The organism is Corynebacterium choanae, from assembly GCF_003813965.1.
GTDB classification, from domain to species: Bacteria; Actinomycetota; Actinomycetes; order Mycobacteriales; family Mycobacteriaceae; genus Corynebacterium; species Corynebacterium choanae.
Genome location: NZ_CP033896.1, coordinates 2382468 through 2396889 on the forward strand (window position 1 = coordinate 2382468; position 14422 = coordinate 2396889).

General features: G+C 55.3%; 14 protein-coding genes and 3 pseudogenes. 12 read left to right on the top strand and 5 right to left on the bottom strand.

The genetic code is table 11. From position 1 onward, the window contains the following. Positions 1 to 116: 116 nt before the first annotated feature. Positions 117 to 1073 carry a substrate-binding domain-containing protein gene (locus CCHOA_RS08615; protein ID WP_123931103.1) on the bottom strand — a complete coding sequence of 319 codons (957 nt, stop codon included), beginning with the start codon at positions 1071 to 1073 and terminating at the stop codon, positions 117 to 119. Positions 1074 to 2030: 957 nt separating this feature from the next. Between CCHOA_RS08615 and hypE the strand changes: the two genes are divergently transcribed. Beyond that, a complete protein-coding gene (gene hypE, locus CCHOA_RS08620; protein ID WP_123929506.1) occupies positions 2031 to 3146 on the top strand; it encodes a hydrogenase expression/formation protein HypE in 1116 nt (371 codons plus the stop codon). Positions 3147 to 4180: 1034 nt separating this feature from the next. Beyond that, the gene (locus CCHOA_RS10715) at positions 4181 to 4318 is read left to right on the top strand and encodes a hypothetical protein (RefSeq protein ID WP_164472441.1); all 138 of its coding nucleotides are present in this window, start codon (positions 4181 to 4183) and stop codon (positions 4316 to 4318) included. Positions 4319 to 4434: 116 nt separating this feature from the next. Here CCHOA_RS10715 and CCHOA_RS11105 read toward each other — a convergent pair whose 3' ends face one another. The 3 genes and pseudogenes from CCHOA_RS11105 to CCHOA_RS11115 form a co-directional block, all read right to left on the bottom strand. Then, positions 4435 to 4908 (bottom strand): integrase core domain-containing protein, encoded by a 474-nt coding sequence (locus tag CCHOA_RS11105; protein ID WP_342769403.1) that lies wholly within the window; start codon positions 4906 to 4908, stop codon positions 4435 to 4437. Continuing rightward, on the bottom strand, positions 4832 to 5197 hold the full coding sequence (locus CCHOA_RS11110; protein WP_342769404.1) for an IS3 family transposase: 366 nt from the start codon (positions 5195 to 5197) through the stop codon (positions 4832 to 4834). Before CCHOA_RS11110 ends, CCHOA_RS11105 begins: the two co-directional genes overlap by 77 nt. 82 nt (positions 5198 to 5279) lie before the next feature. Continuing rightward, positions 5280 to 5691 (bottom strand): annotated as a pseudogene (locus CCHOA_RS11115) (transposase). Between the two features lie 93 nt (positions 5692 to 5784). On the opposite strand from CCHOA_RS11115, the gene CCHOA_RS11065 reads away from it, so the two are divergent. The 4 genes from CCHOA_RS11065 to CCHOA_RS08635 all read left to right on the top strand — a co-directional run bounded on the left by CCHOA_RS11065 (position 5785) and on the right by CCHOA_RS08635 (position 7377). Then, complete coding sequence (locus CCHOA_RS11065) at positions 5785 to 5919, top strand: hypothetical protein (RefSeq protein WP_281273270.1); 135 nt, start codon at positions 5785 to 5787, stop codon at positions 5917 to 5919. A 44-nt stretch (positions 5920 to 5963) separates the two neighbouring features. Continuing rightward, positions 5964 to 6092, top strand: coding sequence for a type II toxin-antitoxin system HicB family antitoxin (locus tag CCHOA_RS10845; protein ID WP_221339800.1), 129 nt, complete (start codon positions 5964 to 5966; stop codon positions 6090 to 6092). A 19-nt stretch (positions 6093 to 6111) separates the two neighbouring features. Beyond that, a complete protein-coding gene (locus tag CCHOA_RS08630; protein ID WP_123929508.1) occupies positions 6112 to 6375 on the top strand; it encodes a hypothetical protein in 264 nt (87 codons plus the stop codon). 387 nt (positions 6376 to 6762) lie between these two features. Beyond that, positions 6763 to 7377: a hypothetical protein gene (locus tag CCHOA_RS08635; RefSeq protein ID WP_123929511.1), complete on the top strand. Its 615-nt coding sequence runs from the start codon at positions 6763 to 6765 to the stop codon at positions 7375 to 7377. A 445-nt stretch (positions 7378 to 7822) separates the two neighbouring features. Here the strand turns inward: CCHOA_RS08635 and CCHOA_RS08640 are convergent, their stop codons facing one another. Continuing rightward, positions 7823 to 8125, bottom strand: a complete 303-nt coding sequence (locus CCHOA_RS08640; RefSeq protein ID WP_123929514.1) for a hypothetical protein — start codon at positions 8123 to 8125, stop codon at positions 7823 to 7825. A gap of 873 nt (positions 8126 to 8998) precedes the next feature. Between CCHOA_RS08640 and CCHOA_RS11210 the strand changes: the two are divergent. The 6 genes and pseudogenes from CCHOA_RS11210 to CCHOA_RS08670 all read left to right on the top strand — a co-directional run bounded on the left by CCHOA_RS11210 (position 8999) and on the right by CCHOA_RS08670 (position 14406). Then, positions 8999 to 10345, top strand: a pseudogene (locus CCHOA_RS11210) (ISL3 family transposase). Between the two features lie 12 nt (positions 10346 to 10357). Then, positions 10358 to 10519: pseudogene (locus CCHOA_RS08650) on the top strand (IS3-like element IS3501 family transposase); the annotation flags it as partial. 476 nt (positions 10520 to 10995) lie between these two features. Further along, positions 10996 to 11814 carry a radical SAM protein gene (locus tag CCHOA_RS08655; protein WP_164472442.1) on the top strand — a complete coding sequence of 273 codons (819 nt, stop codon included), beginning with the start codon at positions 10996 to 10998 and terminating at the stop codon, positions 11812 to 11814. A 207-nt stretch (positions 11815 to 12021) separates the two neighbouring features. Continuing rightward, the gene (locus CCHOA_RS08660; RefSeq protein ID WP_123929520.1) at positions 12022 to 12474 is read left to right on the top strand and encodes a hypothetical protein; all 453 of its coding nucleotides are present in this window, start codon (positions 12022 to 12024) and stop codon (positions 12472 to 12474) included. Positions 12475 to 12506: 32 nt separating this feature from the next. Further along, a complete protein-coding gene (locus CCHOA_RS08665; protein ID WP_164472443.1) occupies positions 12507 to 14078 on the top strand; it encodes an ATP-binding cassette domain-containing protein in 1572 nt (523 codons plus the stop codon). After that, entirely contained in the window at positions 14071 to 14406 is a 336-nt protein-coding gene (locus tag CCHOA_RS08670) for a hypothetical protein (RefSeq protein ID WP_123929526.1), read from the top strand. The genes CCHOA_RS08665 and CCHOA_RS08670 overlap by 8 nt, the downstream gene beginning before the upstream one ends. Positions 14407 to 14422: the final 16 nt, after the last annotated feature.

Sequence of the window (14422 nt, forward strand, 5' to 3'; positions counted from 1 at the left end):
TCAACTGTTATTCCATCACCTGGCCGGTTGTGTTGTTCCGCTAAGGAGGAGATCTCTAGAACAACACGAGCCGGTTGCCTGGAGTCTCGTAGCGGCTGCTAGTGGTGCGGGGTGCGCTAGCGGAGCCCCTGGGCGGCAGCATCAGCGATGGTGTCGACATTGGTGGCATCCACAAAACTGGGACCGGTCAATACCGGTTGTCCGCCGCCAACTGTTGAACCGTTCCGGTTGGCCAGCCACAGGGCGTCGACTGCCAGATAGCCTTGCACATAGGGCTGCTGGTCAATTGCGAATTGAATGCGACCATCCTTAATCGCGGTAACCAGCTCTGCATTGGTGTCAAACGTGGCGATGTTAACGGACGCGCCCGCAGCAGTTGCCGCATCGGAGGCGACTAAGGCAACCGGTGCCACCAGTGCCATGATGGTGTCAATACTGCTGTCTTGGGAAAGTTTTGCCTGCACCGTGGACTTCACTTGGGTGAGGTCTTGGCCATTGACGTAGAGAATCTCGACATCACCGCCGGACAATCCGTCTTTCACCCCAGCACAGCGCGCCTCCTGGGAGGAGTTTCCCTGTTCGTGGATGACGCACAGTACTTTGTTCGCCCCCGCCTCAGCGAGTCGTTTTCCGGCCATCTGCCCGGCGATGGATTCGTCTTGGCCATAGAATCCGTCGAGCTGATAGGTTTCGAGAGCATCCATGCCGGAGTTCAATCCAACAACCGGGATTCCGACAGCAGCTGCTTTCTGCGCGACGGGGCCGAGTGCCTGCTGGTTTGGCAGGGTCAGCGCAATACCATCCACGTTGGCGTCGATGGCGGCCTGCACCAGGTTCACCTGGTTGGGTGCTTGCGGATCGGAAGAATATTTCAACTCAATATTGTGTGCCCGTGCCGCATCCTCAGCACCTTTGCGCACTAAATCCCAAAACGTGTCCCCGGGCGCACCGTGGCTAACCATCGCGACTGTCAGCCGTGGCGTATCAACACTGCCGCCGGCGGCGGACGTGTTCTCAGTGCTGTCACGCGGCGCACCGCCGTTGGCGGAGCAGCCGGCCACAAATAACACCATGGTGATGAGTGCTACACACCAGCCGACGAGTGTCAGTGGTCTGGCAGGGTTCAGGGCTAAAGATTGTTGTTTGGAAAAAGGCACGTAGAACATCTAACCGAGTCCGCTGTGAGCAGCGCAAACAGCAGCAGGCGGGTATTTAACCGGTTCATAAGCGTTCAACTGGCAACCCTGCACTCCCGGCAACCACCCGCGAACTACCCCCGAACTCTGCCGACACCCTCATTCCCACCTTCGCCCGCAGTCACGGATTTTTGATGGGGATGTTGCCTTCCTTCCCAAGGCAGCGGCACCTCACTGCTGATGCAGCGGCACCTCACTGATTCCCTGGCACCGTCATTCACTATTCCAGTAGACAATATTCCACTAGAGATCGTGCGTGTGGCGATCGTGTGTATGCGAAAGCTGGCCAGTCTGTCAGACCCGGTTGATGAGCTCCCGCCCGCGCAGACCACGCCATATGCGGTTGCGCAGTCAACCATCAACGCAGCGGCACTACGAACCCATCACTACGGACACATGGTGTGGCTGCCTTCTCATTACATCTGCCCCGGAAAACCTATAGCTGGCCCAATATCCTTCGCGGCGAGACCCACGCATGCCAGAGCATTCAGCCCGCGGGCGATGATGTTGCCAAAGCCAGGTGCGGGAGGCGCATTCGTCGGTTCGCTGCGTATTGCCCACACCTCTCCCCCATGGCATGCCGATCATGTGTCGTGGTTTACCGATTTGCTCATCTACCCCTCAGGGACGCTGCTGCTCTTTTACACTAAGAACAGCTCCTTCTGCGGCCGCCTGCAACTGCACAAAGTGGCGGTCAGCGTTGTATTAAAACGCCCCCACCCCACAGCCGGTGCCGGCAGCATCACGATGCGTGGCCGTGCCACCTCTTTTAGGGGGAAACAACCATGCTGCGCCCTATTTCCAGGTCGTCATAATCTCAAGGAAAGAACTCTGATGGATCCCAAAAACCGACTGAACGAGGACGAGTCCCGCGTCAATAGCAATATTGATCGTGTGCGCCGCCGTGGGCATCGGCTTATTGATGACTATGTGACCTTGGCGCATGGGGCGGGCGGTAAAGCATCCGCAGCCCTGGTCGATAGCGTGTTTATGCCCGTGTTTGACAACGACATTCTTGCCGAAACCGGCGACTCTGGGGTGTTTGATATCGCGGTACTAGGCGATCCGCAGGCGGTGGCCGAGGGTCGCCTGGCCATGTCAACCGACTCATATGTTGTCAACCCCATCCAGTTTCCGGGCGGCTCTATCGGGGAGCTCGCAGTCAACGGTACGGTCAACGATATTGCGGTTGCTGGCGGCCAGCCGAAAGTGTTGACAGCCGCGTTTGTGCTCGAAGAAGGCCTGCCGATTGCAACATTGAAAGAGATCGTCGCCGACATGCGGGCTGCCGCCGACAAGGCAGGGGTTGCGATTATCGCCGGGGATACGAAAGTAGTGCCAAAGGGCGCCTGCGACAAGCTGTATATCACCACTGCAGGTATTGGTGTTGTGCCACCGGGGCGAAAGGTGCATTATTCACAGGTCAAGGTTGGCGATGCCATTATTTGTTCAGGACCTATCGCTGATCACGGTATGGCGGTGATGATGGCGCGCGGCGACCTTGCACTGGTGGCGCCGATTGAGTCCGATACTCGGTGTCTCAACCACGCTGTCGAGGCACTGTGCGCCGATAATAACCGGGTGCATTGGATGCGGGATGCAACCCGCGGTGGGCTTGCCACGGTCACCAACGAGCTTGCCCAACAAACCGGTTTAGGTATTGCTCTTGATGACACTGCGATCACCGTCCGGGAGCTCACCCAAGGTGCCTGTGATGTGCTGGGGATTGATCCGCTCTATGTCGCCAACGAAGGCACGTTTATTGCTGTGGTCGACCCCGAAACCGCCGATGACTGTGTCGCTGCCCTCCACCAGGTGGGGCTAGAGCAGGCTAGCGTGATCGGGCAAGTTGTTGAGCAGCCCGCAAGCAGTGTCGTGCTGGTCACCGGCTTTGGTGGCACGCGCATGGTGGACATGCTGGTCGGCGATCCACTGCCCCGCATCTGCTAAGCCCAAAGCATAGACAAACAAAACACTCCGCCACACAATAAACTCCGGTGGCACTCGGCGTGAGACTCAAAACGACAGTGCTCGAGATCAACTAACCAGAACTAGCTGGTTTTTTAACAGGGCTATCGACCTTCGCGAGCACTTCAACACCGACAAAAAGGCAACCTCGCTACCGAATGCTCCGGTGAAACCTTGCACCGTGGCCGAGTCTTCGCAGACGGCAACAGCGGGTGCTTTCCCTACGGTGACTTCGTCTTGGGAAAAGGGGTTGCACTGATTGCCGTCGCCGAGGCCAGGTCTACGGCACGAGCAGCGACGTTCACGACGACATCCACCATGCCTGGTGAACCAGCAGGCGCTATCTTGAAAACTTTTTGCCGAGTGCCGACTTCGGATCCCTTAACGCCGTAGCCTTACCCCCTCGTCCCTGCAGCAGAAACAGAGCGCGGTTTCCGCGTTGACATCCCAAAAGTGACTCTGGAGGAAGGTGCGTGCAGCGCCAGTGAAGCAGGAAGTTGAGATGGGTAAGCCGGTGCGGGGTAGTGAGTCGTTTGTTGGCTCTGCATCATATTCGGTGCAACCAGCCCACCCCTACCCCAACCCAGGGGTGCGACACCTAGTAGCAGATGCCTGAAAACCCTCCCCGTTGCCGAAGCAGAGCAAATCGCCCGCTCAATCACGCGGTGGATCATCACCAAGTCCCGCATGTGGCGTGACGGCGCAGCCGTCTACGAAGCCAACTTCATCAACATCCAATCCGCACGCGGACGCAAAGGCGGACGCGCATCCGGCGAAAGCCGCCGAGCACAAACAGAGCAGATCTGGAGCGAGGCATGAGCACCGAACACGAACTCCCCAAAACCGTTTACGTTCGATATCCCAGACACGGACGCACTGCACGAGAGCTAGCAGAAAAGCTAGGTATGCACCCTCGCACCGCCCAAAGATGGACCTGTGCACCCAGAGAAGTTTTCCTCGCACGCGCCGATGAGAAACGGGCTGCAGTCAAGCGTTTACTCCTTCAAGGCATGACCATGACCGCCATTGCAGACGAGCTAGAAGTCAGCGTTGGCATCGTCCACTGCTACGTCAAAGAAGCCCGCGAAGCCGGGGAACTCCCCCCAGAGGTCGACAACCGCAATCGCGGCAGACCAAAGAAAAAAGCCAGCTAAACAACCCTCTACCCCCCTAACGTCACTGTGTTGCATAGTGACGTTTTTCCACACCCATCCCGCTAGCTTGCTAGCAACCTTGCAACGTATCACGTGAAGTGCCCCGGGTTTTGTTCCTAGGCATTTGCCTTGATTTTTATTTTTCCTTGTGGCCGGTTCTGATTCCAAAATTCGGTTTCCACCTCGGTGGGGGTTCGGTAGCCCAAGCTTTGGTGGAGCCTATTCTCGTTCCACCACGACACCCACTCAAACGTGGCAATTTCCACCTCGACAACATCATTCCACCTGCGAGTATGGATGAGCTCGTTCTTATAAGAGCCGTTAACGTTTTCAGCCAGTGCATTATCGTAGGAATCCCCGACAGATCCAGTAGAAGCAGCAATCCCGTGTTGGGCAAGTCGCTCGTTATAGACAACGCTGACATATTGTGAGCCGTGATCTAAATGGTGGATGAGCCCTGTTGTTTTTTCAGCACACACGATCGCCTGGTTGAGTGCTTGCAGTGGCAACGCTTCAGTGCGCATCGAGTCCGATAGCGCCCACCCCACTATCCGTCGGGAGTAAACGTCGGTGACAAATGCCGCGTACACAAAGCCTTTCTGTGTGCGTGGTAATGTCTGCCACCCATAGTTTGTTTGGTCCTGGGGCTTTGAATTCACGCTCGACCAAGTCCGGGCGCAGATCAGGCACACCAGGCTTACGGGTTGTGATAGGTGATCTACCTTTGCCTTTGCCAGACACACCGGCCAGGCGCATCAACCGCGCAGTTTGTTCACGACCGATATCAATTCCGTCACGGCGAAGAGCATGCCACATCTTCCGCACACCGTAGACACTGTAATTATCCCGATGAACAGTGCTAATGCGTTCAACCAGCACAGTATCGCGAAGGCAACGAGGACTTAATCCACGAGCCTTAGCCTGGCGATACCCACGCGAGGTGATAAACCCACCAGCTCGGTTATTTTTCAACGTCTGACAGATGAACTCGACTCAAGAAACGACTCCGGTATTCATCGATGAACCGGATCATTTCCTTTCGTTGTGGGTCGAGTTCCGACGCGAAAAAAGCTGAGGCAGCTTTTAAAAGTTCGTTGGTGTCGCGTAGCTCTTGAATTTCACGGCGTAGCCTGGCGTTTTCGGCGGCCAAATCTTCAGGCACGGGTTCTGGGATGTTTCCTGCACGGCGGGCCTGCTGAGTCCATTGACGAGCTGTCTGCCATGAAACCCCCAGCTTTGGGGCTACCGCCTGGCACGCGGCTTGCAGAGACATATTTTCCGCCACGATGCGGTCTTCCACGAGACGAACCACACGATCCTTCGCATCCTGGTCAAATTTTCTTGGCATGTTCCAGATTTTCCCATCTACTCAGACGGAACAAAACCTGGGACACTTCACACGCTGCCTACGTTTCCATGTAGCTGCATATCTTTTTAGCGGTGTGTCCGTGTGCGAGCATAGCGACATGGCTACCAATCAGACCCCGAAACGCACCCGCAAAACCGGCGACGAGTTCGCCCAACTCCTCGAAGCTCACCACGATCTCCTCGGCGAGCTACCCCCTCCGCATCACGCGCCGATCTTCTCACAGCACTACTAGACGAACGCAAGCGTGCCGAAGCCACCCCACCGGCACTCAAACCCTTGAACGTCCGTATCCCTGAGCAGCTGCACCGACAGGTCAAGACCTACGCCTTTGAGAACGGTCTCAAAGTCCAAGACATCGTCACCCAAGCACTCACCAACCACCTCACCGATATCGCCGACAGCTAGAGGGACGGGACGTAGCTTCATGCGCATCCTCGACTCCGCACTCAAACACGGACTCAGCCACCAAGAGATCACGAAAGCCTTCGCACACCCCATCTACGAGTTCACCGAACGCAACAGCCCGCTCAAGGTCATCCTCGTAGAACTCGGCAGCCGCATCCCGTACATCGACATCATCGACGACCCCGAAGCCCTCGAAGCCCAAGCACGCCGCGAAAACCGCGGCATCCTCGAAATCATCCGCGAAGCAGTCAACCGCTACCTCGAAGCGGAAAAAGCCGCCTAACAGCACAAACAAGGCACACCCACCCCACAAGGATAGGCGAAATGAATTTTTCTTTCATCAAACCCTTGACGGTGTGATGTAGCACACCTACAGTGGGATGTAAGTCACAGCCAGCGGCCACCGACTCCAGAAACCAAGCGCCTCAGGGCGGATCGGTTCACCGACCGGGACAAAGAAGTCCCCCAAGCAACGACAGGAGAACATGTGCGCACAGCTAAACTAATTCTCGCAACAAGCCCGACCGTAGCGATGACACTTGCTACGTCACAGTCAGCAGCGGCAGTCAGCCAAGAATTCACGATCCCAAATAATAGCGATACGCGTTTTGTTGAAAAGTCTTCAACGGCATCAAACAGCCCAACACCAGAATCTGCCACACTGCGAGTCTTGGATGGAACTATTGACTCAACGAAACTCACCCCTTCGGGAGAGCAATTCGAATGGATTATTCCGACTGCAGATTCCGCTACGACACGAACTTTCGAAGTGGAGATGGACGGGGCAGTTTCACTCCAAATCCATAAGGAGAGCGGAGCGATTGTTGTCAAACTTGATGAATCACCAGTGGCAATCATCAAGTCCCCTTGGGCGAAAGACGCAAATGGGCTAGACGTTCCAACTTACTTTTCCGGTGAGGGAAACAGGTTCACCCAACACGTTGAAACTAGCTCCGGAGACTACGCGTACCCAATCACCGCAGATCCCCGGTTCGATTGGGGCATTGTCAGCGGCCACGCATATTTCAGCAAAGAAGAGACCAGAAAAATGGCCGCAAGTTCTGCGGCCGCAGCCGCCGTATCACCATTCTGGGTTCTAGTTCCCCCTCCAGCTGGAGAAGCCATCGGTTACTGGTGGGTATCAAATTCATACTCAGTAGCAGCTTGGGCAACGTCCGCCATCGCGCAAGATAAATGCCTGGTGCTGAAGTTCGGTGTCACTGGAACCAAACTTCCCCCATCAGTAGGAGTATCGCCCGACCACTACACCGATGGGTGCGTATAAAAATAGTTACACGATAGGCCTTCCTTCCCATGAGAAATATGCAAGCGGGATCCCCGATTGGAACTAGACTCATGCTCAGCAAACGAACCACGGTAACCAACTGGGTGTGGTTAATATATAACGCTTTTTCACTGATGGCTCTTTTGGCAAAAAGCTACGGTGAAGGAATCGGAATATGGGGAAAAGTCTGCGCAGCACTTGGTTTAATTCCAGCTATCATTTTCACCATTAAGTGCCTCACTGTCGTAAACAGTTCCCCATCCCAACAAGTCATGTCTAGGACTTTCCCTTACGTTATTTTTGGTTACGCAATTGGAGCAGCAAGCCTTTGGGGGAAGGGGCTATCACTTTCAATTCTGGCATACCCTTTCTTGCTCTCAATCTTCTTTGTGCACAATCAAAGATTCCTCGACTGGACTACCAAACAACGCTAACCGCTCTCCTTTCAAATGCGCCGTCCACTGCCGAATAGCCCACGCCCAACTCCGTGTTGGCGCGTGGGCTTGACCATGTCTGCCAACGCCACAACATCCGCAAGAAACGGATCGTCAGGCCGCACCTGCATGCCCATCTCGATCGCCTGCTTCAGCGCGATCACCATCCCATGCGCGATTATCACGCGCGCCCACAGAAGATCATCGATGTCCGCGTCTGCAGGCACACGCAACGCATCCAGAAACCCCTCCAACTGTCTAATATGCGCCTGCTGCACCCCAACGCGCCGCTGCAGTTGCTCAACCTCCCACACATGCTCCTGACACGCGCTACACGCCCCTACAGGCGCGTATGCGCCCTCCTGTGCCCTTTGGGCGTTTACGCCCTGACCGGTACCAGGTCGTCCCACAGCACCGAATCAGGTGTCGAGTATCGACTTCCAGTTCCACACAACCAGCGATGGAAAGACTTTTAAGATCGCGTCGATGATTGATGAGTTCACTCGTGAATCACTGCTTGACCTGGTTGAACGTAGTATCACAGCAGGCCGGTTGTGCCAGGAGTAAGCCTAAAAGTTTTCGCCCACCGTGGCACACCAGAGGTGCTGCGCATGGACAACGGGCCTTGGGGGTGTATCTCTCAGCGGTTGACACAGTTGTGTGGAACCCGTGTAGGAACAAGCGTTTATCCCGCCAGGCACTCCCTGGAATAACGGTGTGGTCGAGTCGTTTCATCGTCTAAGAACCTATGAACGCCTGGTCAGGAACGATTTCGGATCACTGTTGGAGCTACCGTGTGATCATCGCTGGTTTTCATGCGGAACACAATCATTATCACCGACATTCTTCCCTGGGATACCGCACCCCAGCGGAGTTCGCTAGCATGAACAAAGCAGTTCTGCATGGTATTCGGTGCAACCAGCTCACACCTACCCTAACCCAGGGGTACGACATCTAGTGGTAGCAAATCCCCCAAAATCCCCAGGACTACTGCACCCCCACCACCAACACAACTAGATACAAAAACGGTCCTTGTTCCAGGTAGGATGTAAATCGCCAAAAATAACAACCACAAGGAACGAGGACCTTGGATCGCTGATACTACCATCACCACCCCAGCCACCGACGATGCCATCTACAACGGGGATCCACAGCAGGTCTACACCGACCACCACCACGACGAGCAGATCCCCACATACGATGGCCACCACAAGCCGGATACAAACAAGCAGGTCTCAGTTATTGCAGACACCCTGTTTCGATCTTGTGAGCTGGGGGTAACCGTCACCGATGCGGCCATCAGCGACGAGCACACATGGGTAGCGGCAAGGCTGAGCCACCCTGACACCACATGCCCTTAACTGCGGTACGCCAGGAAAACTGCGCGACCACATCTACAGAACACTCAACGACATCCCCATTGTCGGGTATGCAACCAAGTTATACCTGGAAATACCCCGATTTACCTGCACCAATGATCAATGCGCCGCTAAGGTCTATCGCGCGAAGCTTGACTGTGTACACCCCAACACCAGCGTCACCACCAGGGCTGCACGGTGGATCGTGCAACGGATCGCGATCGATACAATGAGCCTTCTCGCGCGGTAGCCAGGCTGCTGAAAATCTCTTGGAATACCGTCAACACCATCGCTTTGGATCTATGCAGGAAGATCACCATTGACAATCCCGCCCACATGGCGGGTGTCCGCAAGATTGGTGTGGACGAACACGTGTGGAAACACACCTTCAAGCCCGGTCAGCCGAGTAAATACGTCACGGTGATTGTGGATCTCACCCCGGGGGATACCGGCCGGCCAGCGCGACTGTTGGATATGGTGCCAGGCAGGAGTGCTGAGGTGCTCAACCAGTGGTTACAAGCACGCGGCGAGCAGTTGTCGTAACCAGGTGGAAGTCGTGGCCATGGATGGATTCAGAAGGCTATGCCAATGCTTGCGATAAGCAGCTTCCCCGTGCTGTTAAGGTGATGGATCCCTTCCACGTGGTACACCTGGCACTGGACAAACTAACGAAAACCAGGCAACGCGTACAGCAGGAAACCACAGGCCACAGAGGCCGGAAGGGTGATCTACTCTACCGTGGACGCAGGCCACTGCTAACCCGGGTACCACTGTTGAGCGCAAAACAGCTCACCGTACTTGAAGAACTGTTCGCGGACGAACGACACCAGAGTGTGGAAATCACCTGGTCAGTAACGCAAAAGATTATGGCAGCCTACAGCCAGCGGGATCGCAAACGTGGCAAGCAGATGATGGCGGAAGTCATTGATTCGATCGCCTCCGGTGTGCCGAAAGGCTTGGATGAGCTGCGGGTATTGGGCCGGACGATGAACAAGCGCCGTGACGATATTCTGGCTTACTTCGACTACGAGATATGCAAGCGGCCCCGTTGAGGCCATCAACGGCCGCCTGGAGCATCTACGGGGTACTGCGTTAGGGTTCCAGAGCCTAGACCACTACATCTTGAGATCATTGCTCCATGCCGGGCAACTCCGGGGGTGGCTAGAGGCACTGTAAATGATGCAGAGCCCTCAAAGTCCCTGGACGTCGTTCGGAGAAGACGAACTGGCCACCTTGCGGTGGGTGCATTGGTAGAATACTACGTGTCTTCATGAAGCCTTGGACTACGCCACCCCACAGGAAATAGAAACCGAGCACTATCTCACCGAGCCCATTAACACGGGATCGTAAAAGAAGCGGAACTAAACCCAGGACGCTTCAATACATCCTATCCGGAACAAGGGTCGTCTTTGTATTTAGTTATGTTGGTGGCGGGGCTGCAGTAGTTCTGGAGGTTTTCAGACATCTGCTACTAGATTTCGCGCCCCCCCGGGTTGGGATAAGTCCTTCACCCCTACGCACTCAGTTTAAGCAGAGCCGTTAAAATAGCGGTTGTACAGTCTGCAAGAGCAACAGAGTTAAGAAGGAGGTGAATCCTACGCAAATCTGCGTCCCCGAGGTCACATCGCCCATTCGGCCGGTATTTTATCCCTGCATGAACGCATCCCACTCATGCGGCGGAGGAAGACTAGCCGAGGAAAGTGAAGAAAGCTAACCGCAAGTGATCCGATCACGCCCTGATTGGATAGTAAGGTTTCTCGATAGATAGGTACCAGAAGTTCTACTCAAGCAAAGAAGCTTTCTATCTTGACACACTCAACTGGAACTTGTTTGCGTCTTCACTACCTGCAGACACTGAGGATTTCGAAGATATCCTCGAGAATCCTTACTATATCCCCGGATACCTATCGAAGGTCACTCTGAATGTAGCTAACACCTGCAATTTACACTGCGAATACTGCTTCGCCGATAATGGAACTTATGGCCGACCGCCTTCACTAATGTCGTATCGAGCACTCGAAAAAGTTTTCTCTAATCTCAATGAGAGATCGATTGAACGTATAGGCATTTTTTCTATTTTTGGCGGCGAGCCCTTGAGTAATCGAAGGCTTTTTGCAAAAATCATTGCACTCGCCGAAGAAAATCTCACCGTTGAAAGATTCGAGCTGGTAACAAACGGCACACTCCTCGATAATGACGTTTTAGATCGCTACCGAGAGCATCCCGTTTATGTCACTGTCTCAATTGATGGCCCTGAGGCCATACATGATCGATTACGTGGATCAGGCACCCACCGCAAGGCAATGTCTGCCCTGAAGAAACTACGCGAAGCGGCTCCACAAAGAGTTTCTGTAGCCGCCACCTACACTCGATATCATGAAGAATCAGGGATAAGCAGGGCTGATCTCCGACAGTACTTAAACTCACTTGAAGTTCCTTTTGAGATATCAGCTGCGAAGGTTCCCGACAAACTGTCACGACTAAGACCAAAGAGCGGAATATCCATCAAAGAATTACAAGATTCATTAGATCAGGCCTTGGAATCGCTCGCAAATGGCCGTCGTGTAAGTATCCCTTACTACTTGAGATCCATACTAGATGGAATTGTTAAAAGCGACTCTCGGAGTCTTTCTGCAGTGATCTAGATTCAAGAGTTACCCTGGCATACGACTATAACGGCGACCCCTTCAATTGTTTTCACTTTTGGCGAGACTCCAAGTTCAAACTTGAGCCAGGCGAGCACACAGCATTGCCCCTACAAGAGGTCAATTCTAAGAAAACTAACCAGCACTGTACCGCCTGTTGGGCTCGCCGGGTCTGCAAGCAATGTACAGCGGACTTGCATTACGGCAGTGACAGGCTGGTTTTCAAGGATGGTCGGTGCGTCGACGAAGTCGCGTTTGAACGAACATTATCCCGACTACTGGAAGAGCATCATCGTGGAAACTTGCAAGAAATTGTTAACACGTTTGCGCGCTGGTATTGAACCTGCATCGAGTATTGCTGCACTGTTTTCGCTGTCATGGCGGGTTTCACCAGTGTTGACGGGACTGATCAGTGCACTGACGATTGTTTCCCCGCTGCTGGGCTGGTTGATGCTGCGTCAATCGGAGGTGCTCGTTGATGTCGTTGCGGGCACCCGTGATAATTCAGCTGTTGCTGTCGGCTTGTGGTTTTTTGCCTTTGTTATTGCGACAACTCTCGTCGAGTTTGCGGCACAGATTATTGGGGAGCTGCTGGGGCAAAAAACCTCATTTTTTTGCAGGGGTTACTCGCCAAGCTCGCGTTGTACCCGAGGATGGTGATTTTTTCTCGTTCGGAAGAATATTTTTCTCGTGTGCGCCAACTATTAGCCGATTCCCGGGACTACTTTTCCCGGGGTGGAACCCAGGCGATGTGGTCGCTGGTGGTGATGCGGGCCAGCGCGGTGGGGGCTGTGGTGGTGCTCGCCCAGTGGAACTGGTGGGCAACATGTCTGGTACTTGTCGGTTTGGTGATCAGTAGTCGAGCTCATGCGCTGTTTGTTTCCCGGGTGTATGAGCAACTGTTTGGTGACACGAGTACGGCGATGCAGGATGCGCACCATTTCCGCAGCTATGTCTATAGTGGGGCGGGCGCGAAGGAGATGCGTATTTTCGGTTCGGCTGGCTGGGTGTTATCGGTGTACCGGCAGTCGTGGCGGCAGGCAAAACAACGGGTGTGGATGCTTCGCGGGGGCATGTTTCGTCGCGCGTTGCTGATCACGTTTGTGAGCAGTGCCACATCACTGGGGGTGTTTGGGCTGCTCGTTGCCCAGTTCGTGGCCGGCCAGTACGAGGCGGGCTTGTTTGTCGCCGTGGTACAAGCGTTGCTGGCGGTGCAAGTGTATGGCCCGTTGGGGGATCTCGCCGACCAGGTGGCACGTCAGGCAGCTGTTGTTCGCCGTATCGACGATACCGCGAAAGATTTTGGGCTTGCGGAATCGTGGCAGTCGGGTGCGCTTGCTGTAGGCGATCAGGTCGGGGAGGGTACCAAGTCAGTAACGAAGGCGGGTGCGACTGCCGCCACGGTGGTAAGCCGTGAGGGGGCTCTTCGTGGCGAAACGGGTCAAGGGGTCACGCCGGCTGGACGTCGGCCGGTGGTGTCGTGTCGGGACGTGGCTGTGCGCTATCCGGGGGAAGATGAGCCGGTGGTGCGGGATGTGTCTTTGACGATTCTGCCGGGGGAGCATATTGCGATTGTGGGACGTAACGGATGTGGTAAGTCGACGCTGGTTTCTGTGATTGCCGGCATGATGGCTGCGTCTGAAGGGCAGGTGCGGGTGGATGGAAACGTTGCGATGGTGCCGCAGTCGTTTGCCCACTATCCGGCGAGTTTGCGGGAAAATCTCGTGACACAGATAGCCCCGGCCACCCAGCTCAGGGCGCTGCGCAGTGGGGGTTGTGTGGGACGGCAGGAGTCTGCTTTGGCTGCCGCGGAGCAGCGGTGTGAGCAAACAGTTGCGCTGCTGGGGTTAGAGCAGTTGGTGGCTTCAATTGGGCTGGACACGGCTGTTCACCAGGGGGTGCCTGGTGCCCGGGAGCTCTCAGGTGGGCAGTGGCAGCAGGTCGCATTAGCGCGGGCGCTCTCGGCGGCGGATGTGAGCGATGAGCGTTCGCTGTTTATTTTGGATGAGCCGACTGCGGCACTTGATGTGGAGACTGAGCATCGGGTGTTTGCTCAGTTTTTAGCAGCCACCCGGGCAGCGACAACTATCCTGGTGACCCACCGATTGTCACAGGTCAGGAGCATGGATCGGATTGTTGTGATGGACGAAGGTCAGGTGGTGGCTGTCGGTAGCCACGAAGAACTGTATGCTTTTTCGCCGCTGTATCGGCAGATGTTTGATACGCAGCGTCGACTTGTAGCCGGTGGTGAGGACAGTGAGTAGTTATCCAGGGGACAGTGATGATGTCACCGGTGAGGACCGCGGTGGCGGGGTTTCCCGCGGTGATAGCGGTGCCGGTGGTGATGATCGTCTGCTGCGGCTTGGGGTGAAGGAGCTTTGGCCGTTTTTGGGGCAGGCGGTGCGCCTGTCACCGGCAGCAGTGGCATTATCGGTTGTAGAAGTGCTGGTCGGCGGGGCGAGGATTGTCGTCAGTGTGCTGGTTGGCCTGCTGGTGGCAGCTGTTAGCGAGTCAAACACTGTGGGGGTGGTCGCGGCAGCAGCCGCGATTGGCCTGCTGGTGGTCGCACCCCAGCTTGTCGAGGTGTGCTGAACCCAGCTGCGGCTGC

What these genes read in the sequence shown, in the direction of transcription:
- hypE (WP_123929506.1), top strand. Translation starts at nt 2,031, where the DNA reads ATGGATCCCAAAAACCGACTGAACGAGGACGAGTCCCGCGTCAATAGC.
- CCHOA_RS08615 (WP_123931103.1), bottom strand. Translation starts at nt 1,073, where the DNA reads ATGGTGTTATTTGTGGCCGGCTGCTCCGCCAACGGCGGTGCGCCGCGT.
- CCHOA_RS10715 (WP_164472441.1), top strand. Translation starts at nt 4,181, where the DNA reads ATGACCGCCATTGCAGACGAGCTAGAAGTCAGCGTTGGCATCGTCCAC.
- CCHOA_RS11065 (WP_281273270.1), top strand. Translation starts at nt 5,785, where the DNA reads ATGGCTACCAATCAGACCCCGAAACGCACCCGCAAAACCGGCGACGAG.
- CCHOA_RS08630 (WP_123929508.1), top strand. Translation starts at nt 6,112, where the DNA reads ATGCGCATCCTCGACTCCGCACTCAAACACGGACTCAGCCACCAAGAG.